Genomic DNA, 23591 nt, shown 5'->3' with positions numbered 1-23591 from the left:
ATAGAAAAAATAGATTATAATTTTCGCAGTGCGAAACAAAATATGGATTGGTATGACAATGAACGATGCAGTTGATGCAGAACCGACAGAAAAATTATTAGCGCCGTTAAGGCATGAATTATTACATCCGATTGAAGATATGCAGGATGAAAATGATCGCCAATTTATTACTGCATTAGCACGTGGTTTAGAGCTATTACGTTGTTTTACGCCTAAGCATCAACATTTGGGTAATCAAGAACTTGCTCAGATGACAGGTTTGCCAAAACCAACCATTACTCGCCTTACACATACCTTGTCGCGTTTGGGTTATATCAAACAAGTACCTAACTCAAGCAAATTCCAGCTTTCAGTGGGTGTTCTTGCGTTTGGTTATTCCATGCTGTCTAACGTATCGATTCGCTCTATTGCTCATCCATATATGAAAAATCTGGCAGACTATGCTGGCGCTGCTGTTGCAATGGCAACACGTGATCGACTGAATATGATTTATCTTGATGTGGTACAAGGTAAAGGCAATATGACCATGCGTCGTCAAGTCGGAACCTATTTACCGATTCACTTAAGTTCAATGGGACGTGCTTGTTTAGCTGCAATGCCTGAAGATGAAAGAGAGTTTTTACTTGATGCTATTCGTAGCAAGCACAAAGAAGACTGGATCAAGATTAACCGTGATCTAGACAAAGCGTTTAAAGACTACCAAGATTTTGGATACTGTTTTTCAATCGGTGAATGGCATAAAGATGTAAATTCAGTTGCAGTACCACTCATCCATGAACAACATGGTTTGCTGGTGTTTAACTGTGGCGGTCCAAGTTTTATTATGAACCGTGAAAAACTCGAAGAAGATATTGCACCGCGTCTTTTACACATGGTGAATAATATTCGTACCGAGATTAGCTAAACCAATCTGATTTATTTATAAAAGCCAGCTTTGATTTTCAATGCTGGCTTTTTAGTAGGTGTATCTAGACTGTTTGGTTGTGAAAGTTTGGTTTCCGTTTTTCTTTGAAAGCCCTTAATGCTTCTTTAAACTCGGAACCCTGTAAACAGTGTGAGAAAATAGTCGACTCATGATCAATACGATTGAGTAGATCATCGATTGGCATATCTCTTAGTAACTTTTTACTGAGCTGTAAGGCTTGGCTTGGTTTGTGAGCAAGTTTAATTGCCACATCTTCAACCGCTTGATCCAGCTCAGTTGCTTCAAATATTTCATTTACCAGACCATAATTTTTTGCTTGGTCTGCCGAAAACTTTTCACCCAATAAAATAATTTCAGAAGCGCGTGCAAAACCTAAGAGCCTTGGCAAGATGTAGGTGGAGCCAGCTTCAGGTACAAGCCCCAAATTCACAAAGGGAAACTGAAAAATAGAGCCTTGGCTTGCATACACAAGGTCACAATGTAGAAGCATAGTACTGCCAATACCAATTGCCACACCATTTACTTTAGCAATAATCGGTTTTGGAAACGTTGCTAAGTTTTTTAGGAAAACAATCGAAGCGGGTGGTTCGGAACTTGATGTATCGCGTGTTTCGAATGCATTGACATCATTACCACTGGTAAATGCAGAACCTTCACCAGTAAGTACAACCACATGAACACCTTGATTTGTTGCAGCTTGATCTAATGCCTGACTTAGGGCTGAATACATTTCATAGTTAATCGCATTCTTTTTGTTAGGGTTGCTCATGGTGAGCGTTAGTATATGTTTATCTAAACACTCATGGATTGTGCCTGTTTTTAGCTTATTTTGAGTTTTATTGTCCTGCTGCATCATTCATTCCTTTAAATAACTTTCCGTCTAAAATTTAAACTCATTAAAATGATGCTATCGGAAAATAATTCCGTTATCAATTACTTTGTTTTATATTGTGGTATAAAATTTTGTATTGTGAAATTTTTGGCTTAAATCACTTTAAAAGACGACAGGATCTATGCGTAAATAAGCATCTAGCTCTGCGAAGGAAATGAGAAGCTAGTTATAAAACAGTGAGTGGAAATAATATGAAGACCAAAATTACAGAACTATTTGAAATCGAGCACCCAATTATTCAAGGTGGTATGCATTATGTTGGTTTTGCAGAGCTTGCAGCTGCGGTTTCAAACGCGGGTGGGCTAGGCATTATTACTGGCTTAACTCAGCGTACACCTGAAAATCTGGCAAAAGAAATTGCAAGTTGCCGAGAAATGACCGACAAGCCTTTTGGGGTAAATTTAACCTTTTTGCCTACGGTAAATACTCCTGATTATCCGGGTTTTGTAGAAGCAATCATTAAAGGTGGAGTAAAGGTTGTAGAAACAGCGGGGCGTAATCCTGAACAGGTCATGCCATATTTAAAGGCTGCTGGCATTAAAGTAATTCACAAATGTACTTCGGTTCGACATAGCTTAAAAGCACAGCAAATTGGGTGCGATGCGGTTTCTGTAGATGGATTTGAGTGTGGTGGGCACCCCGGTGAGGATGACGTGCCAAATATGATTTTATTACCTTTAGCAGCCGATGCATTAGAAATCCCGTTTGTTGCTTCAGGTGGTATGGCAGATGGGCGCTCACTCGCTGCTGCTTTGGCGATGGGAGCCGATGGAATTAATATGGGAACCCGTTTTATTGCGACTCAGGAAGCTCCTGTACATGCAAATGTGAAACAGGCAATTTTGAATGCAACCGAACGAGATACGCGTTTAATTATGCGTGCTTTGCGAAACACAGAACGTGTCATGAATAATGCTGCTGTAGAAAAAATCTTGGCAAAAGAAAAAACATTGGGCGATAACATTAAATTTGAAGATATTATTGAAGAGGTTGCTGGCGTTTATCCAAAAGTCATGATTGATGGCGATGTCAATGCTGGCGCTTGGTCATGCGGTTTAGTCGCAAGTTTGATTCATGATATTCCGACATGCGATGAGCTGGTCAGCCGAATTGTTAAAGATGCAGAAGATATTATTCGTGGACGTTTATTAGGGCTTTTATAAGATTTAGCCTAGCTCCTAAAATTAATTATTAGCCAACTTTATATAAGATCAGCACAAGTTTTAATTGTGCTGATCTTTTGCATCACTCACACAATAATAAAGACATAGCACAGCAAAAATTAAGCCTAAAATGCAGACACCTGTCCATCCAAAGTGTTTCCAAGCGTAGCTTCCTGCCGTTGTGCCTAAAGCGCCGCCAGCAAAGTAACCAGTCATATAAATCGCATTAAACCGTGAGCGTAATTCTTGATTAAGTTTAAATACAATACTTTGGTTGGTGACATGTACAGCAGAAAGAGAAGCATAGAGAATGAGTAAGGCAATAATGTAAAAAGCGAAATGGTAGGGTAAAAGTGAAAATAGTATCCAACTTAAAATAAGCCCAATGCCGCAAAAAATCGAAATTTTATGGATATAGCCTTGGTCAATAAATTTACCTGAAAAATTGGCAACAAATGTTCCTAACATGCCAACAAAACTAAAAAGCCCAATGGTAAAGTCGCTAAAAAAGTAGGGTGCTGGAGCCAGAAGCAACGACATGGTGGTAAAGGTTAAACTCACACAAGCAAATGTAAAACCACCAATATAAGTTCTGGTTCTTAACCGTCGATTTTGAATAAAAATCTGTGGAAGAGAGCGAATAGTTTTTGCGTAGTTTTCAGATTTGGTTGGTGGAAATAACCCGATATTACGATGCAAAATAAAGGCAATGATAAGTAATAGAAAACCACTGACCAGATAAATAATATTCCAAGCGAAAAGCGTAGACATCAGCCCTGAAAGGGAACGGGCGAGTAAAACCCCCATCATCAGTCCGCTCAGTAAAAAGCCAACCACACGGCCGCTTTGTTGAATCGGAACCAGACTTGCAGCAAGGGGTAATAACAGTTGGGCTGAACTGGAAAATATACCAGTAATGACGGTGCCAAGCAGTAAAAGATAAATATTGTGTGAAAAACCGCTAATAATTAATCCACTTGAAGCCAATAACATAAAGATAAATAGTAGCTTGCGCTTTTCTATTATGTCCCCTAATGGCATTAAGAAAAGTAAGCCACATGCGTAGGTGATTTGGGCTAGAGTCGGCACCCACGCTGTAGTCGTTTCAGTTAAATTTAGGCTTACACTAATTGAATGAATGAGTGGCTGACTAAAATAATTTCCGCCTGTACAAATGCCTGCTGCAATAGCCATTAAAATAATGGTTGGGGTATAGAGTGCGTTTTTCATCATGCCTATAGTCATAATGAAAGTGGAACTTTAATCAACACAACCATGACTCTTTTAAGTATGGTTATTAGTGCGTTTCATTCAATGCATCTTGAATATTGTGCACCATGTGGATTAAACGTGGTCCAATTTCACCTTCAAGTTTTTCGGGATTTAAATGAAAACTTGGTGCACCACAGTTAAAAACATAAAGACCGTGTTTAGAGCTGACCAAAGGTACAGCCACCGAGTTCACTTCTTTATGCCACTCACCTAAAGACAAACAATATCCATAATCTTGATAATCACGGAAAGCTCGTTCTAAAGAGCGTTTTATGGCTGGCCAGTTTTCGGAGTTCTTTTGCTTCAGTGCATCGAGTAGAAAGTTGCGCTCACGTTCAGGAGTTGCAGCCAAACAAGCTCGACCCATTGAACTACTGTGAAGTGGTAAGGTTGAGCCAATTGGTCGGCGCATATTTAATGCAGTTTCAATTTGCACGACATCGATATACACCATATTTAATCGGTCACGCGTTGCCATCGCCACAGGGGCCTGAACATACTGACTCAACTCTTCCATATATTGATGAGCAATATTACGAATCGAGATATTAGATAACGCTGCATATCCTAAAGATAAAACACCAATGTCTAATGTGTATTTGGTTGAGTTAGGCAATTGTTTTAAATAACCTAACGACACAAGGGTATTGGTAATACGCGCAATGGTCGGTTTAGGTAAACCGGTCATTTTTGCTAATTCTTGATTGCCAAGCACCTGATTATTTGCAGAAAAGCATCTTAAAAGTTCTAAACCGCGTGCTAAAGAAGCAATAAATTGCGGGTTATTTTCCCGATGTATATGCGAAATAGGATCTAAACGTATCTCATCAAAATTTATTGGTTTTTCAGTTTCCGTGTTTTGAGACATTCGATCCTCAAATATAATTAAAGCAAAATAGTTTTGCCATTATATTTCGCTATGCAAAATAAATCCATTCATCACTGCGCTGTTGTGATGAATGGATATCTGGTTCAATGGTTATGAAACATTTTCAATCACCATTGCAAGACCTTGACCTACGCCAATACATAGGCTTACCACTGCATATTTCTTTTTACGGCGAATTAACTCACGAGCTACTGTTAAGCTAAGACGAGCGCCAGATGCACCAAGTGGATGACCAACCGCAATCGCACCACCATTTGGATTTACGCGTGGGTCATTAAAATCAACATTTAAACCTTTTAAACAAGATAAAACCTGTGAAGCAAAGGCTTCATTAATTTCAACAATATCCATGTCGTCTAAAGTAAGCCCCGCACGCGCAACTGCTTTTTTAATGGCTTCGATCGGGCCTGCACCCATAATGCGTGGCTCAATACCCGCTGCTGCTGCTGACAAAATTTTTGCCATTGGTTTTAGGCCATATTTTTGACCTGCTGCTTCTGAACCAATCAAGAGGGCTGCTGCACCATCATTAATACCTGAGGCATTACCAGCAGTGACCACGCCACCTTCAAAGAGTGGTTTTAACTTTGTGAGTGCTTCAACAGTTGAGTTTGGGCGAGGGTGTTCATCTTCAGAAACGAGTTTAGGTGGTAATTTTTTGCCTTGGAAAACCTCAATTGGGGTAATTTCATCGGCAAAGAAACCTTCTTCTTTGGCTTTTTGATATTTAGCTTGTGATTGAGCTGCAAATAAGTCTGCTTGTTCACGGCTAATACCAAAATCGGCTGCAACGTTATCGCCTGTTTCAGGCATTGAATGACCGCCGTACTGAGCAATAATTTTTTTATTTGGAAAACGAGAGCCAATTGTGGTGTCATAAATTTTTGCATCACGGCTATAAGCACTTTCCGCTTTACCCATCACAAAGGGAGCACGTGACATACTTTCTACACCACCTGCAATATAGAGTTCACCTTCACCACAAGTAATAGCACGTGCTGAGTCAATTACTGCACCTAAACCACTAGCACATAAGCGGTTTACTGTCTGGCCCGGCACAGTGACTGGTAATCCCGCAAGTAACAGCGCGTTGCGTGCCACATTACGACTGTCTTCACCCGCTTGGTTGGTATCGCCCAAAATCACATCTTCAATATCAGCACCCGGAACACCAGTTTTTTCTAATAGTTTTTGAATGACAGTTGCTGCTAAATCATCAGGGCGAATTGAGGCAAGTTCACCTGCATGACGGCCAAATGGACTACGTAAACCATCATAGATATATGCATTTAACATTGAGAAATTCCTTTTCAAGACTCGTGAGTAAAAGTAAGAGGTAAATGAAGTGCGACACGACGCTGTAACCACGGGCTAGGGCGGTAACGCGGGTCATGCGTAAGTGCTGTTATACGGTTCAGAATGAGTAATATTTTTTGGCTGCCGACTTGATCACCCCATTCAATTGGGCCAAATGGATAACCTAAACCAAGACGCACTGCGGCATTAATGTCATCTACAGTGGCAACATTTTGCTGGGCAATATCGCAGCCCAAATTAATGACCATTGCTAAAACGCGCTGCGTAACAAAGCCAATACTTTCATTAATCATGCTCACCAGATTTCCGTCTAGATTGAAAATAGAGTGAGCTGCTTGTCTGTATTCAGATTTGGTAACAAGTGAAGGCATTAAGGTTCGATGCTTTGCAATGCCATAAAGCATGTCTATAGCAACAGCTTGTTCAGGGTTAACCCCTAGACGGGTAGCCGCTTGAGTTGTATCTTCACCATAACAAGCAAGTAAACATAAGCTATCTGTTTGTGGTTCAGGATGAGTGTCTAAGACAATATTTTGCTGAGTTAAATAATCTTCGAGCTGTTTTTTATCGTCTAAGAAATCTGCGGCAATCCAAACTTTTGGATATTGCGCTAAACGCTCTACAAACTGAGCAGGTTGTTCACCTGTTTTTGAACCGGTTTCATAATTATAAAAACCTTGATTAACCTTACGTCCAAGTTGCTTGGCATCTAGCATTTGTTTGGTGAGCGGGTTTGGTTTGTAGCGGGCTTCTTCATAGTACTGGTGATAAATCGACTCCATGACTGGATGAGAAACATCAAGGCCAGTTAAATCAAGTAATTCAAAAGGACCCATTCTAAAACCAACGCCGTCACGTAAAATTCGGTCAATTTCACTAATGTCACAAACGTTTTCATTTAAGATTTTGAGTGCTTCGGTTCCATAAGCCCGACCCGCATGATTAATAATAAATCCAGGGGTATCTTTTGCCACAACAGGGCGATGACCAAATGCACGAGACAGATCATTTAAGGCATCAATAATAAGTGGGTCAGTTTTTAAACCACGAATGACTTCGACCACTTTCATGAGTGGAACTGGATTAAAGAAGTGATAACCCACAACACGTTCAGGTTTTTTGCAGTTTGCAGCAATCGCTGTAATAGACAGAGAAGAGGTGTTCGAGGCTAAAATGGCATTTTCTGAAACGACGTCTTCAAGCTGCTGCATCAAGCTTTGTTTTATATCTAGACGTTCAACAATTGCTTCTACAATCAGGTCGCAATTTTTTAAATCTTCAATTTGATGAGCAACAACTAAATGACTATTTGCTAGAGCTGCTTGCTCAGGCGTAATTTTATTTTTGTCGACTAACTTTTGAAATGTGGCAGCCAGTTTTTCTTTGGCCTGTTCTGCTGCACCTGCTTTGACATCATATAAATAAGTGGTATGACCTGACTGCGCAGCAATTTGAGCAATGCCGCTGCCCATAATACCGACACCAATCACAGCCATGCTTTTAATATCATAAGTCATGTCGATCATCCTGATGATTAATCTATATTAGAAATTAAACGGAAAAATAGGGTTTGGTGATTTAGCTTAAGCATTGTTTATCACCATCAATGGGTAAGATTTGCCCTGAAATTGAGCGGCCACTATCTGACGCTATAAATAGGCATAAATCTGCAATATGCTTTGGATTGACAAAATATTTGAGCGACTGATTTTTCAGCGCATTTTGAGTCACTTCTTCAAGTGAGGTATGCGCTACATCGGCACGGGCCTGTAATACGCGTTGAACTCGATCACCATCTACCGCACCTGGAAGAATAGCGTTAACCCGAATATTATCTGCACCGAGTTCCATAGAAAGCGTTTTGGTAAAACCGATCAGCCCCCATTTTGAGGTGGAATAAGCTAATCTATATGGATAGCCTAAGCGGCCAGCAATAGATGACATATTAATAATTACGCCTGACTGTGCTTTCTTTAAATAGGGAATGGCTAACTGGGTAATTAAAAAAGTGCTATTCAGGTTTAAATTAATAACTGTATTCCAGTCTTCAAAACTTAGCTCATCTGCGGCAACGGTCGGACCGGAGATGCCTGTGTTATTGACTAAAATATCAATATAACCAAGTTTCTGAACTGCTTGACTAAACATGAGTTTAATTTGTTTATGGTCAGCTAAATCACATGTATGTATATGCAGCTTTGGATAGTCTTTCTGAAACTGTTCTAGGCTTTTAGCATTAATATCACAAACGAAAACGTCATCATGATTGTTTAAAAATGCCTCGGCAATGCATCGTCCAATTCCTGAACCACCTGCACTAATCAATATTTTTCTGGCCATATTCATTCCTTTGTTATTATAGTTTTGAGTTATTTACCTTGATAAGACGGTTTACGCTTTTCGATAAAAGCTTGAACGCCTTCATTTTTATCTTCGGTCGAAAACAGTAACTGGAATGCTTTTCGTTCTAGTGTTAAGCCTGCATTTAATGGAACATCTTCGCTCATCAACGCAACTTCTTTAATTTGTTGCAGGGCAATTGGAGGCATTTTGGCGAGGCTTTGCGCCATTTGAATCGCAGTTGGAATGGTCTGGTCGTCTTCTGTGACTTGTGAAACAAGGCCAATGATATAAGCTTCTTCGGCTTTCACCATGGCACCCGTCATAATCATGCGCATGGCATGGAATTTACCCACAGCACGGAACAAACGTTGTGTACCACCAGCACCCGGCATTAAACCGACTTTAATTTCCGGTTGGCCAAAGGTTGCGCCTTTACCCGCAATAATAATGTCAGCGTGCATTGCAAGTTCACAGCCACCACCCAATGCATAACCATTTACTGCAGCAATCACAGGTTTAGGGCATTGAGCAATCGCATTCCAATAACGTTCCGTATGACGCAATAACATTTCTGTGGAAGTTGCGGTTGCCATTTCTTTTAGATCTGCACCTGCGGCAAAGACTTCTTCACCACCCGTGAGCACAACCGCATTGATCTCATCGTTAAAACTTAATTCGGTAAAAGCTTGTGCTAGTTGTTTGCGAACCTCTGTATTCAGTGCATTTTTTGCTTCAGGTCGGTTAATTTTAACAACCGCTATTTTTTGAATAGAAAAGTCGACTTCTACGAAATTATTCCCTATTGATATACTCATTTTTGGATTCCCTGTTTCGCACATCAAAACTATATTCCTTTTATGATGCTTATTTTGGAATTTATTTCAAGTCTTATTTAGTCTGTTCAAACGATAATGAACTATGAAATATGCTAAGTACTTGATATTGCGTAATGGTAATTTTTAAAATTTCGTTTAACGAAATTAATTTTCAAAAAAGCTTGAAATTTGTATTTTCGTTCTCGTACTATGAAACACATCCGCAGTAAACAAGATTTAAAACATGGTATCCAGACAAGCTGGAGATGGCTGATGGGTGCGATGGAAATACATAAAAAGGGAGATCACAGATGATCCGTGATGAAGGGATGTTGGAGCAGTTACTTTCAACAATTCGAGATTTTGTAAAAGATGAATTGATCCCTCGTGAAAACGAAGTGGTAGAGAAAGACAAAATTCCAGATGACATTGTGCAGCAAATGCGTGAGCTTGGTTTGTTCGGCCTCACAATTCCTGAAGAATATGGTGGCCTAGGTATCACCATGGAAGAAGAAGTCAGAGTTGCATTTGAACTTGGGCAAACTTCACCAGCTTTTCGCTCTTTAATTGGTACTAATAACGGTATTGGCTCAAGTGCAATTTTGATTGATGGCACAGAAGAGCAAAAGCAAAAATATTTACCTCGTTATGCAAGTGGCGAAATTATTGGTTCATTTTGTTTAACAGAGCCTGAATCTGGTTCTGATGCAGCCTCTTTAAAAACCAGTGCCGTAAAAGATGGCGATTTTTATGTATTAAACGGCACCAAACGTTTTATTACCAATGCACCTCATGCTGCAACTTTCACTGTAATGGCTCGAACCAATCCTGAAATTAAAGGGTCAGGTGGTATTTCAGCTTTTTTAGTTGAGGCTAATACACCGGGCATTACATTGGGCAAAATTGACCAAAAAATGGGGCAAAAGGGTTCACACACCTGTGATGTGATTTTTGAAAATTGCCGTATACCTGCTTCTGCACTGATTGGCGGCGTAGAAGGTGTCGGTTTTAAAACGGCCATGAAAGTGCTTGATAAAGGGCGTTTGCACATTGGTGCATATAGTGTGGGCGTTTCTGAGCGTATGTTAAACGACGCATTGCACTATGCAATTGAGCGTAAACAGTTTGGTCAGCCTATTGCGAACTTCCAGTTGATTCAAGCCATGCTTGCCGACTCAAAAGCTGAGATTTATGCGGCTAAATGTATGGTCCTAGATGCAGCTCGCCGCCGTGATAATGGCGAAAACATTAGTACAGAAGCGTCTTGCGCAAAAATGTTTGCAACCGAAATGTGCGGACGCGTTGCTGACCGCTGTGTACAGATTCATGGTGGCGCAGGCTATATCAGTGAATATGCCATTGAGCGTTTTTATCGCGATGTCCGTTTGTTCCGTTTGTATGAAGGGACTACGCAAGTTCAACAAATTATTATTGCCAAAAACATGATTAGGGAAGCTACTACCTAATAAAAAACAAATGCCATGAGGCATTGGATGCCTCATGTTCCTTCTGAGGATATGGACATGACAACAGAAACAGTTGCACAAAATACGGCTAGCAGTGAAGCTATCCAGACACCAAAAAAGATTTGGATTACCGCATTTATATTCGCTTTTTTAACATTGTTGTGTGATGGGGCAGACTTAGGTTTTTTGGCATTAAGCCTGACCAGTCTTAAAACAGAATTTCATTTAACGGGTGTACAGGCTGGAACATTAGGCAGTTTAACACTTTTAGGTTCAGCAATTGGTGGCCTGATTGGTGGTTGGGCTTGTGACCGTTTTGGGCGGGTCCGCATTATTGTGTTCTTTATTGCTTATTCTTCAGTTTTAACCAGTGCATTGGGTTTTACTGATTCTTATATGCAATTTGCAGTTTTAAGAACTTTTGGAGCGATGGGTTTAGGTGCGCTCTATATTGCCTGTAATATTTTAATGTCAGAAATGGTGCCAACCAAACATCGCTCGACTGTTTTGGCTACTCTTATGACGGGTTATACCTTAGGTTCGTTGCTAGCGACTTTATTAGCAGGACATATTATTCCTGAACATGGCTGGCGTTTCCTATATTGGATTGCGATTACCCCTTTGGTATTGTCAGTTTTAATGCACTTTTGTGTACCTGAACCTGAGTCTTGGAAAAAAGCACGTCAATTAAAAGCTCTAGAAGTCGCTCAAAGTAATCAACCTAAAAAACGTCAAAACCCATATCTTGAAATTTTAAGAGATAAGAAACACGGCACCATGTTTGTACTTTGGATTATTAGTACAGGTGCATTGCAGTTTGGTTATTACGGCGTAAGTAACTGGTTACCAGCTTATTTAGAGTCTGATCTTGGCATCAAATTTAAAGAAATGGCCATGTATATGGTCGGTACTTTCCTGATTATGATGTTTGCCAAAGTAATCGCAGGGATCGTTGCAGACAAATTAGGGCGCCGCGCTGTATTCGCTTTCGGAACCATTGGCACAGCCTTATTTATTCCAGTTATTGTTTATTTAAATACACCAACCAACATTTTATGGATGATGCTGTTCTTCGGTTTCCTTTACGGTATTCCATACGCAATTAATGCCACCTATATGACGGAAAGTTTCCCAACTTCAATTCGAGGTTCGGCAGTGGGCGGTGCTTATAACATTGGCAAAGTACTTTCTATTTTCTCTCCATTAACAATTGGTTTTCTATCGCAAAACGGTTCTATTGGTTTAGGGCTCTTGGTGATGGCTGCGGCTTATTTTATCTGCGGTGTAATTCCATTGTTATTTATTAAAGACCGACTATTTAACCCGCAAAAGGCAGAGTGACAGATCAATCTGTCACCTTAAATTAAGGATGAAAAGGGACAAGTGAGATGATAAATAAAATCACCAGTGACATTGAACCGATTTTAAAAGCTATTCCTGATGGAGCAACCATCATGACAGGCGGGTTCGGTGTGACGGGACAACCTGCTGAATTAATTGAAGCCTTAATCGATTTAGGAAAAAAAGAACTGACCATTGTAAATAACAATGCGGCTTCGGGGGATCGTGGTTTAACAAATCTGATTATTGCTGGTTGCGTTAAAAAAATGATTTGTTCATTTCCAAAATCTGCGGGATCAACCGTTTTTCAAGACTTATATAGAGCAGGAAAAATTGAGTTGGAACTGGTTCCGCAAGGTAATTTGGCATGTCGTATTCAGGCAGCAGGTGCGGGTCTAGGTGCTATTTTTACTCCGACTGGTTATGGCACCAAAGTTGCCGAAGGCAAAGAAACCCGAACCATTAACGGTAAAAATTACGTACTTGAATATCCACTTGAAGCTGATTTTGCACTGATTTATGCCGATAAAGCTGATCGCTGGGGCAATTTAACTTACCGCAAAGCAGCCCGCAATTTTGGGCCGATCATGGCAAAAGCCGCTAAGACCACAATTGTTCAAGTGAATGACACCGTAGAGCTAGGAACGCTTGACCCTGAGTGCATTATTACACCGGGAATTTTTGTTCAGCACATTGTAAAAGTAGGAGATATCTAATGTCAGTTCAAAAACGTTCTCGTGAAGATATTGCCAAACTCATTGCCAATGATATTCCTGAAGGTTCTTATGTCAATTTAGGTATTGGCTTACCGACCAACGTTGCTAAATTTTTGCCTAAAGACAAAGAAATTTTTTTACATTCGGAAAATGGTGTCTTGGCTTTTGGTCCACCACCACAACCTGGTGAAGAAGACCAAGATTTGGTTAATGCTGGAAAAGAACTCGTCACTTTGTTAGACGGTGGATGCTTTATGCATCATGGTGACTCGTTTGACATTATGCGTGGCGGTCATTTGGACATTTGTGTAATTGGTGCATTCCAAGTTGCGGTAAATGGGGACTTGGCAAATTGGCATACTGGTAAAGCAGATGATGTACCCGCGGTCGGCGGTGCTATGGATTTGGCAGTCGGCGCAAAAACGATTTATGTCTATATGGAACACGTCACTAAAAAAGGCGAGTCCAAAATTGTAAAAGAACTGAGCTATCCAATGACGGGTGAGCAGTGTGTCAATCGTATTTATACCGATTTATGCATTATTGAACTCAAAGACCAAAAAGCTTATGTCACAGAAATGGTGGAAGGTCTTAGTTTTGATGAATTACAAGCAGTTACAGACTGTGAATTAATCGATGCACGTGTAGCCTAAATACACACGGAAAAACGCTTCTTTAAGGATTAAAAGATGAAAAAATTAATTTTAGCTGCAGCTTGCGCTGCGGCTTCAGGGACTATTTTTGCAAATTCTTCAGATACCACAGAACAAAGAATTAATTTGCTAGAAACCGAGCTGCAAAAATTAAAAGCAGAACTTGCTGCTCAGAAACAAACTCAAAATAATTTACAGGTCAAACAGGTAAAGATTGAAGAGAACATAGAAAAAACTAAAGCGACTGTAACAGAGAAACCAGTTGCTCCTTCGTGGGTCACTTGGACGGATAACGTGAAGGTTTACGGTATTGCCCGTATTGATGCGGCGGTTGATTTTAAATCATCGCCTGATTCGGGTGGTAGAACGACCAGCAGTTTGTACCGAACACCTTTTGAAAGTGAAAAACGTTCAAATCATGCACGCTCTGATGCCATGATTAATGCAAGCCGATTAGGTGTTTATTTTAATAGCCCAAATAAAGCGGTTACAGGGAATATTGAAGCCGATTTCTTTGATAGCTCTAACATGGGAACAGGGGATGGTAAATTCCGTATCCGTCATGCTTTTTTCACCTATAAAGACTGGACCTTTGGTCAAACATGGTCACTCATGTCTAACATGGAAACCCGTACCGAAGCTGTCGATTACACGCAATTTGTGGGCACTTCTTATACACGTACTCCTCAAATTCGCTATGACTGGAAAATTGATGCCAATAATGATTTAAAAGTAGCCTTGGAATATACAGGTTCGAGAGTCTCGGCATTTCCAACTTTAACGGGTCGCTATAGCTTTAAACAAGGGCCTTTAACGGCACTTGCTCAAGGCTTTATTAATGAAAAATCCACAGATGTCGCAACTACCACGGTTAAGAAAGTAAGCTGGGGTGCTGGAGGCGGCTTAAAATATCAATTAACACCTCAGCAGTCGGTACAAGCAAATTATCAATATATTGTTGGTGATCAAAAATTTATGCCGTACACCACCCAAAGTGGTTTGGCAAATTCAACAAATTTAAATGCCGCGGGTGATTTTTCTTTAAATGAAGACAAAACAGATTTGGTTATGAATAAGTTGAATAGCATCAATATTGGTTATTCATATAAATTTAATGAGCAATGGCGTGCAAACTTATCGGCTTCGATGTTTGATTATGATGATGACACAGCTTATGCCAAACTCAACCCAGATGCTAACAAACGTCTAACGGATTACGCAGCTAACGTCTTTTATTCACCGATTGAGCAAATGGATATTGGTATGGAATATCATCAAGGCAAACGAGAAGTATTTGATGGCAGAACCGCTGATGTATCACGCGTAAACTTTGTATCGATGTATAAATTTTAAAATAGGGCGTAGTTAAAAATGGAAAAAATAGTTAAGCCCAATGCAGAAAATATACTGTCAAAAAGCTTTATTTTTATCATGGCAATGACATGTGGAATTTGTGCGGGTTCAAACTATTATAACCAGCCCTTAATCTATTCGATTGCTGAAGCATTAAAAGTTAGTGCTGATCAAGTTGCTTTAACCATTGTCATTAGCCAACTGTCATATGCAGTTGGTCTTTTTATATTGGTTCCCTTAGGCGATTTTTTTGAAAAGCGAAGTTATATTTGCTTGCTCATGTGTTGTACGGGTCTTGCCCAAATAGGGCTATCCTTAAGTCAAACCTTGCCAACTTTATATGGCTTCACCTTTTTAGCGACATTCTTTTCAATTGCGACTCAAGTTTTAGTTCCTTTCGCCGCAGGTTTAGCTAGCCCCAAAAAAAGTCCTCAAGTTGTAGGTACTCTCATGAGTGGTTTGTTCTTGGGAATATTATTGGCGCGTTCTATTGCAGGCTTGCTTTCCACAGTTTGGTCTTGGCATGCGGTTTATTTAATTAGCGGAATTGTCATTTTAGTGTTCGCTTGGGTGATGTGGGTGAAGTTACCAATTGCGCGTAAGTCTCATCAACTCAATATTCTACAGATTTATGGTTCACTATTTTCATTGGCAGCTCATCAGCCTCATTTACTGCGCCGTGGTTTGGCAGGAGGAATTGGCTTTGGTATTTTGGCTCTGATTTTTACCACCATGACTTTTATTTTGGCGAATGAGCCTTATTACTTTAACGATTTCCAGATTGGTTTATTTGGGATTGTTGGATTGGCAGGTGTATTTGCGACCCCTTGGGCAGGTAAGAAAATTGCGGCAGGGCTTGAGAATAAAATTGCAGTGATTTGCATGGGCCTATTAATAAGTGCATGGATACCGCTATTTTTTGCACAGCAGTTTCTGGTTGCCTATGCTGTTGGGGTTGTTATGGCTTATTTCGGTTTGTCGGCATTTCATGTACTTAACCAAAATCTGGTCTACCGAATTTCGGCCGAGGCGCGTTCCCGTATTAATTCAATTTATATGACTTTATATTTTGGTGGAGCCGCCTTAGGTTCTTTTATTGCGGTGTATGCGTGGAAACACTGGGGATGGGAAGCGTGTGCCGCTTTGGGTTTAGCGATGGCAATATTAAGTTTTATGATTGATCGCTTAGATTTTTATGAAATGGGTAAGATCACAAAGCAAGAAAAAGCTCCATAAACAGGAGCTTCAATATTTTATTATTTGCGAATAATCATTAAGGTTGCCGAAGCAAAGGCATATATTTTGCCGTTCTCATCTACGATTTTTCCTTCGGTACTAATAATATTACGGCCCGCATTAATCAACTCGGCTGTCGCATAGTAAGATGTATCAACCTGCATAGGGCGGATCATTTTTACATTTAAATCAATGGTTCCATAGCCAACGCCATGTTCAAGTAATGTATGAGCTGCACTGCCTGTTGCTGTATCTAAAGCTGTGGCGCAAAAGCCGCCGTGTACACCGCCTTGAATATTTCTATGTTCTTTGCGAGGGGTAACTTTATAAGTTGCTTTACCTTCGGAAACTTCAACGAGTTCCATCGGTATGGTATGAGCCATAGGTGATGGAGAAATTTCACCATTTTTTAAAGCGGTTAAAAACTCAAGACCTGTGTATTTCGGGCTTTCCATGAATCGTCCTTGGATAATTAAGCAATCTAATTACGATACTATAAATTGAATTTTTACGGAATAAAATTTTGCAATACAAAATTAAAATTTATTCTGATTAAGCAATGCTAATTACTTTTCATTCTATATTTGTATTTTAAAACATGTGTTTATGTTTTATCTCCATTTATGAGTTACGATAATTTTATTAAATTAGTGAGAATATATTTTGCTATAAGAAATTTTTTGATATTTTGGTGAGATTGAAACAATAAAAGTCCATTTTAAGGAAAAACAATATCTGCCCATGAAACAGGCAGAGAAGTGAAAGGAAAAAACGATGCCTTTATACAAAGCTCCATTACGCGATATGCAATTTGTGCTGCATGAAATGCTTCAAACAGAACAGAACTATCAAGGTTTAAGCAAATATCAGGAAAGCGTAAATCGAGAATTAATTGATCAATACTTAGAGGCAGCAGCAGATTTTTGTGAAAATGAGTTGGCACCGATTAACCAAAATGGTGATCAGGAAGGGTGCCATTTAAATCAAGGCGTAGTCACAACGCCGAAAGGTTTTAAAGAAGCCTACCAAAAATATGCTGAGCTTGGATTTACCTCTTTAACTGCCGACCCAGAATATGGTGGACAAGGCTTACCGACCTTATTGCGGATTGCCATTTCTGAAATGTTATGTGGTTCTAATTGGGCTTGGGCGATGTATCCGGGCTTGTCTCATGGGGCAATGAGAACAATTGAGCATCATGGCACTGAACAACAAAAACAGAAGTTTTTGACTAAACTCATTAGCGGTGTCTGGACTGGAACCATGTGTTTAACCGAATCGCATGCGGGCTCGGACCTTGGGTTAATTAGAACAAAAGCAGAGCCAAATTCGGATGGTAGTTACTCAATTACGGGTGAAAAGATTTTTATCTCGGCAGGTGAACACGATCTTTCTGAAAATATTATTCATATTGTTTTAGCCCGTTTGCCTCAGGCACCCGCAGGGACTAAAGGTATTTCTTTATTTATTGTGCCTAAATTTAATGTAGATGATGAGGGTAATTTAGAAAACCGTAATGAAGTCATCTGTAGTGCGATTGAACATAAAATGGGGATTCATGGTAATGCCACCTGTGTATTGAATTTTGATGGTGCGAAAGGTTATCTAATTGGTCCTGAAAATCGCGGGCTTAATTGTATGTTTACCTTTATGAATACCGCACGTATTGGAACGGCAATACAAGGACTTGCTGCTTCTGAAATTTCATTTCAAGGCGCATTAAGTTATGCCAAAGAGCGCCTCGCTATGCGATCATTATCAGGTCCTCAATATCCTGAGAAGAATGCTGATCCAATTATTGTGCATCCCGCTGTGCGTTCGATGTTAATGACACAAAAAGCTTTTTCTGAAGGTGGTCGTGCACTGGCTTACTTTTTAGCTCAGCATGTCGATATTGTTGAAAGTTCAAACGATCAAGAACAGCAAAAACACTCCGATGAATTACTGGCTTTTTTAACGCCAATTGCTAAAGCTTTTTTAACAGAATCAGGCAATGAATCTGCCAAACATGGGGTTCAGGTGTTTGGCGGCCATGGCTTTATTGTTGAGCATGGTATGGAGCAAATTGTACGTGATGCGCGTATCTCAACATTGTATGAAGGAACCACCGAAATCCAGTCTTTAGATCTACTGGCGCGTAAAGTCCTCAAGTCGGAAGGCAAACTTCTAAAAAATATGACGGACTTAATTGATCAATTTATTAATCAACAGCAATCAAATGAATTGCTAAAATCTTATTTGGAAAAATTAGCTGAGCTTAAGCAACAATGGTTGTCACTGACCAAAACGATTGCAGAGAAAGCCAAACACAACCCAGAAGAAATAGGGGCCGCTTCAGTAGATTATCTTTATTTTTCCAGTTACGTCGTGTTCGCTTATTTGTGGGCTCGAATGGCACAAGTTGCCTATGAAAAATTAGAATTGGGTACACAAGAGCAAGCTTTTTATAAAGCAAAGTTAACGACAGCTAAGTTTTTCTATCAAAAACTTTTACATCGTACACAGAGCCATGCTGCTTCTATTGAGTCTGGCGCTGAATCGATCATGGAACTTGATCAAGATGCTTTTGCATTTTAATGAATCGTAATATCTAGAATCACTGGGTGAAATTGACATGCGAAATTTTACCCATTGATTAAATTTGTAACTTTAGACTCATCAGTTTTTGGTAGGAAAAACCACTTGAGCCAAACAAATAGAGGGTTAACATAAGCATTAAAACGTGAATTTTCATCAAATATTGATGTTGGATAAGGACTACGGAAAGAAAATCATGAATGCTTATTATCAATTACTGAATAGAACAATTGGTCCTCAAGGCGAAGTTATTGCTCATTATTGCTCAACTGTTCATGCACAAGGGGCTTGGAACCCTCATGAACAGCACATGGCCCCTGCAAGTGGCGTAATCGCAGCTGAGTTAGAGCAATTTTCACCACGACAAGATATGCGAATTGGTCGAATTAGTTTTGATATTTTTGGATTGATTGCATTTGGTGAATTTACGATTAAGACACATGTGATTCGTGCCGGTAAAACCATTGAATTGATTGAAGCCGAAATGCAAGCACAAGGTAAAACCTGTATTGTGGCTAGAGCATGGCGCATGTGTACTCAAGATAGTTCCGATATTGCTGGGCTTGAAGATCAGCCAGTTCATCATCCAGATACCTTTACAGAATGGACAGGTATGAAAAGATGGCCGGGTGGTTTTATCCAGACACTCGTCACTAAAACTGATGATCAGCATCGCGCAGGTAAAGGCATTGTTTGGCTCAATAATGATAAAGAAATGGTTGAAGGGCAGCCGACGACAGATTTTGCACATTTGATTGGCATGATAGATACAGCAAACGGAATTGTGCCTAGACAAGAAGGCGAATTTACGTGGGGCTTCCCAAATCTTGATTTGCAAGTTCACATGCACCGTTATCCGCAAGGTAAATGGTTAGGTCTGGAAACTGTTCAGCAATATGGTTCGGATGGTATTGGTTTAACCAGTGCAGTTTTACATGATGTGTATGGTCCATTTGGTCGAAGCGAACAGATTTTGACGTTACGTAAAATGACTAAATAAATATTTAAGTCAATAAAAAAGTCATCCTTAGGGATGACTTTTTTATTTTCAGATTTAGATTACAAGCAACTTCTTAGCTACGAACTTTAATGAGTGTTGGTGTAAGTTCATCCCAACGTTGTTTTGCTGCGTCCATTGCTTTCATTTTGATATGACCATAACCACGAACTTCTGCTGGTAATTTTGCAATTTGTTCAGCAACTGCTAAGTTATGATTGTCTGGTGCTTCAACAAGTGATTCAACAAATGAGATGTAACGGTCACGCCATGCTTGTTCGTGTTGACGTTCTTCTTGACGTGCAAATGGGTCAAGGAAAGTTTCACGAAGCCATTGTAAGCGCGCAAGCATCATCATTGGGAAGCGCATCCAGTAACCAAACGCACGTTTACGAACATTTTTCAGGCCACCGAGTAACGCTGGCGGAGCAAGGTGATACGTTAAACGTAAGCCTTTACCGAACTGGGTTTCAATTGACTCTTTGAAGCTTTTACCTGTTAACAAACGTGCAACTTCATATTCATCTTTATATGCCATGACTCTATAAAGCTGAGTTGCAATCGTACCTGTTAATTCTTCTGGTAGTTTTTTAGCTGCCAGTTCAACAAGGGTACGATATTTAGCTGCGTAAGCTTCATTCCAATAGTCTGTTAGACGAGCAGAACGGTCTTCAACAAGTTCAGCTAAAGTTTGCGGAGTTTTAGTTTTTGGCATTGCAGCAACTAAACGTGCAGCTAAAGTTGGGTCACTTGCAAGGTGACAACCGACACGGAAAGCTTCAATGTTCTTGTCAACGGCTGTACCATTTAAGCGAATAGCTTTTTCAATGCTTTCACGTAACAGCGGAATACGACCAGATTGCCAAGCCATACCGAGTAACAACTGATTTGTATAGATTGCATCGCCCATTAGTTGTGTTGCAATGCGAGCTGCTGGTAGAGAAACAAGTTGACCTTGACGAACACGACCACGAAGACGATCAATTAAATCACTAATAGGCGCATACCAGTCACGAGATTTAATAAAGTCAGAAGTAGGGGTACTGTCTTCATTCACAATAACCAAAGCATCATCTTTTAAGCGCGATAGAGCAGCGCTACCACCAGCGACTACGGCATCTGCACCAATCAGTAATTCACATTGTCCTGCCGGAATTTTGGTAGAAGAAATTTGCTCATCAGTTGCTGCAAGTTGTACGTATGAATAAACCGTACCACCTTTTTGAGCAAGACCTGCCATGTCCATCACACGGGTTGCTTTACCTTCGAGGTGAGCCGCCATACCAAGAAGTGCACCAATAGTCACAACACCTGTACCGCCAATACCACCGACCATAATACGACTTGGAACATCGTATAACTGAGGAATGACTGGTGATGTCGGCCAGCCTGCACCAATACCTTCAAATTTAGCTGGACGTTTCATATCACGTGTATGAACAGTCACAAAACTAGGGCAGAACCCTTCAGCACAAGTGAAGTCTTTATTACAGCTACTTTGGTTAATTTGACGTTTAGTCCCTAAAGCTGTTTCTACAGGTTCAATAGATAAACAGTTTGATTTTTTCGAGCAGTCGCCACAGCCTTCGCAAATATCACTATTAATATATAAACGCTCAGCCGGATCAGGGTAGGCATCACGTTTACGACGACGGCGTTTTTCACTGGCGCAGGTTTGTACATAAATTAAAGCGGTTACACCTGAAACTTCACGAAGCTCGCGTTGAACCGTATCGAGTTCATTACGGTGGCGAATCTCTACACCTGGTGCAATGCCGTCTTCTTCATTTAATAGTTTAACTTCATCAGTCACGATGACTTGTTTTTTAATACCTTCAGCAGCAAGCTGACGGGTTAACTGTGCAACGCTCAAATGACCATCTACATGCTGACCACCTGTCATAGCGACCGCATCGTTATAGAGAATTTTGTAGGTAATATTAGTTTTTGCAGCGATAGACTGACGAATTGCTAAGTAACCTGAGTGGAAGTAAGTTCCGTCACCAAGGTTAGCAAAAATATGTTTTTCATTGGTAAATGGTGATGCACCCACCCAACTTACACCTTCACCGCCCATTTGCGAGAATGTTTCGGTACCACGGTCAAGTGAAACGGCAATATAGTGACAACCGATACCGCCTAATGCACGGCTACCTTCAGGAACGACTGTTGAAGAGTTATGTGGGCAACCACTACAGAAATACGGTTTACGTTCAGCAAGATCAATAACACGTTTTGATTCTTGCTCTGCTTTTAGCAGTAAGTCGATTCTGCTTTGGATTTGTGTTTTTAAGCTTTCTGGAATATCGAGTTTTAAGAAGCGAGCAGCCAGCATTTTTGCAATAGGTTCAGGCTGGTACTCATAGTGACCAATGAGCGGTGCTTCTTCAATAGAAGTACTCCATTCACCTTTACCATCAGTTGCTTTACCAATCACATGTGGGCGTTTGCCATCAGGCAGTGAGTACAGCTCATCTTTAATTTGTGTTTCAATAATTGGACGTTTTTCTTCAATAACGATCAGTTCTTGTAAACCTTCGGCAAATTCACGAACGCCTTGTGGTTCTAAAGGCCAAATCAGTCCAACCTGATAAACACGTAGCCCAAGCTGTTGGGCAGTTTCATCTTCAATACCTAAAATGCGTAAGGCTTCAATCGTATCTAAATAACCTTTACCACTTGCGGCAATACCAATACGGGCATTTTCACAAGGCCATGTAACAGTGTTGATTTTATTCGCGCGGGCATAGGCCAAAACAGCAGGTAAACGGTATTTATAAAGACGTTCTTCTTGCTGAATACCATGATCTGGCCAACGAATATTAACGCCGTCGGCTGGGAAATTGACATCTTCTGGTATAACCGGAGTAACACGGTCTAGGTCGACATGAACAGAAGCAGAAGTTTCAACAATTTCACTGACGAGCTTCATTGAAGACCAAAGGCCAGAAAAACGTGAAACAGCAATGGCGTGAACACCAAAGTCTAAAATTTGTTGAACGGATGTTGGGTAGAAAATAGGAATACCGCAACCAATCATAACATGTTCAGACTGATGCGGGATGGTAGAAGATTTACATGAGTGGTCATCACCAAATAAAGCAACGACACCACCACGTTCAGAGGTACCAGCTAAGTTAGCATGGCGGAGTACATCGCCTGAACGGTCAACACCCGGGCCTTTACCATACCACCATGAAGACACTCCATCATATTTGCCTTGGCCGGAAAGATTAACTTGTTGGGTACCCCAAATTGCGGTAGCAGCCAAGTCTTCGTTTACACCAGGTTGAAATACAACATTATGGGATTTAAGTAATCCTTGAACTTGCCAAAGGAAACTATCATAGTTACCAACAGGAGAACCGCGATAACCAGAAATAAAACCAGCAGTATGATAACCATTAATCGCGTCACGGCGAGTTTGGGCAAGAGGCAATCGAACAAGTGCCTGAATGCCAGTCATATATGCTGTACCGTTATCACTTATATATTTATCTTCAAGTGACACATCCTTTGTTGCAATAATATTTGGAGTGACTTTTGTAGCTATGTTCATTTATATCTCCTTAGAATTTTTAGTAGCTCGGACTACTTTCTTTTTTCAACATCCAGTTGAATATTTGGAGCAAGTGA

19 protein-coding genes are annotated in these 23591 nt (G+C 40.3%); 10 read left to right on the top strand and 9 right to left on the bottom strand.

Annotation, left to right across the window (positions count from 1 at the left end; genetic code table 11):
- The first annotated feature begins 58 nt into the window (after positions 1-58).
- Positions 59-904 (top strand): IclR family transcriptional regulator, encoded by an 846-nt coding sequence (locus tag F935_RS08585; RefSeq protein WP_013198245.1) that lies wholly within the window; start codon positions 59-61, stop codon positions 902-904.
- Between the two features lie 64 nt (positions 905-968).
- Here the strand turns inward: F935_RS08585 and F935_RS08580 are convergent, their stop codons facing one another.
- Positions 969-1778 (bottom strand): enoyl-CoA hydratase, encoded by an 810-nt coding sequence (locus tag F935_RS08580; RefSeq protein WP_016138561.1) that lies wholly within the window; start codon positions 1776-1778, stop codon positions 969-971.
- A gap of 230 nt (positions 1779-2008) precedes the next feature.
- On the opposite strand from F935_RS08580, the gene F935_RS08575 reads away from it, so the two are divergent.
- Entirely contained in the window at positions 2009-2980 is a 972-nt protein-coding gene (locus F935_RS08575; protein ID WP_016138560.1) for an NAD(P)H-dependent flavin oxidoreductase, read from the top strand.
- A gap of 60 nt (positions 2981-3040) precedes the next feature.
- Here the strand turns inward: F935_RS08575 and F935_RS08570 are convergent, their stop codons facing one another.
- From F935_RS08570 to F935_RS08545, 6 genes are all read right to left on the bottom strand, one after another.
- Positions 3041-4213, bottom strand: coding sequence for an MFS transporter (locus F935_RS08570; RefSeq protein WP_080645571.1), 1173 nt, complete (start codon positions 4211-4213; stop codon positions 3041-3043).
- 64 nt (positions 4214-4277) lie between these two features.
- Positions 4278-5120 carry an IclR family transcriptional regulator gene (locus F935_RS08565; protein WP_016138558.1) on the bottom strand — a complete coding sequence of 281 codons (843 nt, stop codon included), beginning with the start codon at positions 5118-5120 and terminating at the stop codon, positions 4278-4280.
- Positions 5121-5231: 111 nt separating this feature from the next.
- A complete protein-coding gene (locus F935_RS08560) occupies positions 5232-6437 on the bottom strand; it encodes a 3-oxoadipyl-CoA thiolase (protein ID WP_016138557.1) in 1206 nt (401 codons plus the stop codon).
- A 14-nt stretch (positions 6438-6451) separates the two neighbouring features.
- A complete protein-coding gene (locus F935_RS08555; protein ID WP_016138556.1) occupies positions 6452-7975 on the bottom strand; it encodes a 3-hydroxyacyl-CoA dehydrogenase in 1524 nt (507 codons plus the stop codon).
- A gap of 61 nt (positions 7976-8036) precedes the next feature.
- Positions 8037-8798, bottom strand: coding sequence for an SDR family oxidoreductase (locus F935_RS08550; RefSeq protein ID WP_016138555.1), 762 nt, complete (start codon positions 8796-8798; stop codon positions 8037-8039).
- A 29-nt stretch (positions 8799-8827) separates the two neighbouring features.
- A complete protein-coding gene (locus F935_RS08545; protein WP_035366496.1) occupies positions 8828-9616 on the bottom strand; it encodes an enoyl-CoA hydratase in 789 nt (262 codons plus the stop codon).
- Between the two features lie 311 nt (positions 9617-9927).
- Between F935_RS08545 and F935_RS08540 the strand changes: the two genes are divergently transcribed.
- The 6 genes from F935_RS08540 to F935_RS08515 are packed head-to-tail and all read left to right on the top strand — an operon-like array spanning position 9928 to position 16381.
- Positions 9928-11082 carry an acyl-CoA dehydrogenase family protein gene (locus F935_RS08540; protein ID WP_016138553.1) on the top strand — a complete coding sequence of 385 codons (1155 nt, stop codon included), beginning with the start codon at positions 9928-9930 and terminating at the stop codon, positions 11080-11082.
- 57 nt (positions 11083-11139) lie between these two features.
- Positions 11140-12423, top strand: a complete 1284-nt coding sequence (locus F935_RS08535) for an MFS transporter (RefSeq protein WP_212749578.1) — start codon at positions 11140-11142, stop codon at positions 12421-12423.
- Between the two features lie 47 nt (positions 12424-12470).
- Positions 12471-13139, top strand: a complete 669-nt coding sequence (locus F935_RS08530) for a 3-oxoacid CoA-transferase subunit A (protein WP_016138551.1) — start codon at positions 12471-12473, stop codon at positions 13137-13139.
- Positions 13139-13792: a 3-oxoacid CoA-transferase subunit B gene (locus tag F935_RS08525; RefSeq protein ID WP_016138550.1), complete on the top strand. Its 654-nt coding sequence runs from the start codon at positions 13139-13141 to the stop codon at positions 13790-13792. The genes F935_RS08530 and F935_RS08525 overlap by 1 nt, the downstream gene beginning before the upstream one ends.
- A 36-nt stretch (positions 13793-13828) precedes the next feature.
- On the top strand, positions 13829-15145 hold the full coding sequence (dcaP, locus tag F935_RS08520) for an outer membrane trimeric porin-like protein DcaP (RefSeq protein ID WP_016138549.1): 1317 nt from the start codon (positions 13829-13831) through the stop codon (positions 15143-15145).
- A gap of 18 nt (positions 15146-15163) precedes the next feature.
- A complete protein-coding gene (locus tag F935_RS08515) occupies positions 15164-16381 on the top strand; it encodes an MFS transporter (RefSeq protein ID WP_016138548.1) in 1218 nt (405 codons plus the stop codon).
- Positions 16382-16401: 20 nt separating this feature from the next.
- Here F935_RS08515 and F935_RS08510 read toward each other — a convergent pair whose 3' ends face one another.
- The gene (locus F935_RS08510; RefSeq protein ID WP_080645570.1) at positions 16402-16851 is read right to left on the bottom strand and encodes a PaaI family thioesterase; all 450 of its coding nucleotides are present in this window, start codon (positions 16849-16851) and stop codon (positions 16402-16404) included.
- A 304-nt stretch (positions 16852-17155) separates the two neighbouring features.
- Between F935_RS08510 and F935_RS08505 the strand changes: the two genes are divergently transcribed.
- On the top strand, positions 17156-18958 hold the full coding sequence (locus F935_RS08505) for an acyl-CoA dehydrogenase C-terminal domain-containing protein (protein WP_016138546.1): 1803 nt from the start codon (positions 17156-17158) through the stop codon (positions 18956-18958).
- Between the two features lie 196 nt (positions 18959-19154).
- Positions 19155-19958 (top strand): thioesterase family protein, encoded by an 804-nt coding sequence (locus tag F935_RS08500; RefSeq protein ID WP_016138545.1) that lies wholly within the window; start codon positions 19155-19157, stop codon positions 19956-19958.
- A gap of 73 nt (positions 19959-20031) precedes the next feature.
- Here F935_RS08500 and F935_RS08495 read toward each other — a convergent pair whose 3' ends face one another.
- Positions 20032-23514 carry an indolepyruvate ferredoxin oxidoreductase family protein gene (locus F935_RS08495; protein ID WP_016138544.1) on the bottom strand — a complete coding sequence of 1161 codons (3483 nt, stop codon included), beginning with the start codon at positions 23512-23514 and terminating at the stop codon, positions 20032-20034.
- Positions 23515-23591: the final 77 nt, after the last annotated feature.

The sequence above is a fragment of the Acinetobacter calcoaceticus ANC 3811 genome, assembly GCF_000399665.1.
Taxonomy (GTDB): Bacteria; Pseudomonadota; Gammaproteobacteria; order Pseudomonadales; family Moraxellaceae; genus Acinetobacter; species Acinetobacter calcoaceticus_B.
The sequence above is the reverse complement of the archived record's forward strand: the minus strand, read 5'-3'. Positions and strand labels throughout refer to the sequence as shown.

Excerpts from the sequence above, each read along its gene's own strand:
- F935_RS08585 (WP_013198245.1), top strand. The coding sequence starts at position 59 with ATGAACGATGCAGTTGATGCAGAACCGACAGAAAAATTATTAGCGCCG.
- F935_RS08580 (WP_016138561.1), bottom strand. The coding sequence starts at position 1,778 with ATGCAGCAGGACAATAAAACTCAAAATAAGCTAAAAACAGGCACAATC.
- F935_RS08575 (WP_016138560.1), top strand. The coding sequence starts at position 2,009 with ATGAAGACCAAAATTACAGAACTATTTGAAATCGAGCACCCAATTATT.
- F935_RS08570 (WP_080645571.1), bottom strand. The coding sequence starts at position 4,213 with ATGATGAAAAACGCACTCTATACCCCAACCATTATTTTAATGGCTATT.
- F935_RS08565 (WP_016138558.1), bottom strand. The coding sequence starts at position 5,120 with ATGTCTCAAAACACGGAAACTGAAAAACCAATAAATTTTGATGAGATA.
- F935_RS08560 (WP_016138557.1), bottom strand. The coding sequence starts at position 6,437 with ATGTTAAATGCATATATCTATGATGGTTTACGTAGTCCATTTGGCCGT.
- F935_RS08555 (WP_016138556.1), bottom strand. The coding sequence starts at position 7,975 with ATGACTTATGATATTAAAAGCATGGCTGTGATTGGTGTCGGTATTATG.
- F935_RS08550 (WP_016138555.1), bottom strand. The coding sequence starts at position 8,798 with ATGGCCAGAAAAATATTGATTAGTGCAGGTGGTTCAGGAATTGGACGA.
- F935_RS08545 (WP_035366496.1), bottom strand. The coding sequence starts at position 9,616 with ATGAGTATATCAATAGGGAATAATTTCGTAGAAGTCGACTTTTCTATT.
- F935_RS08540 (WP_016138553.1), top strand. The coding sequence starts at position 9,928 with ATGATCCGTGATGAAGGGATGTTGGAGCAGTTACTTTCAACAATTCGA.
- F935_RS08535 (WP_212749578.1), top strand. The coding sequence starts at position 11,140 with ATGACAACAGAAACAGTTGCACAAAATACGGCTAGCAGTGAAGCTATC.
- F935_RS08530 (WP_016138551.1), top strand. The coding sequence starts at position 12,471 with ATGATAAATAAAATCACCAGTGACATTGAACCGATTTTAAAAGCTATT.
- F935_RS08525 (WP_016138550.1), top strand. The coding sequence starts at position 13,139 with ATGTCAGTTCAAAAACGTTCTCGTGAAGATATTGCCAAACTCATTGCC.
- dcaP (WP_016138549.1), top strand. The coding sequence starts at position 13,829 with ATGAAAAAATTAATTTTAGCTGCAGCTTGCGCTGCGGCTTCAGGGACT.
- F935_RS08515 (WP_016138548.1), top strand. The coding sequence starts at position 15,164 with ATGGAAAAAATAGTTAAGCCCAATGCAGAAAATATACTGTCAAAAAGC.
- F935_RS08505 (WP_016138546.1), top strand. The coding sequence starts at position 17,156 with ATGCCTTTATACAAAGCTCCATTACGCGATATGCAATTTGTGCTGCAT.
- F935_RS08500 (WP_016138545.1), top strand. The coding sequence starts at position 19,155 with ATGAATGCTTATTATCAATTACTGAATAGAACAATTGGTCCTCAAGGC.
- F935_RS08495 (WP_016138544.1), bottom strand. The coding sequence starts at position 23,514 with ATGAACATAGCTACAAAAGTCACTCCAAATATTATTGCAACAAAGGAT.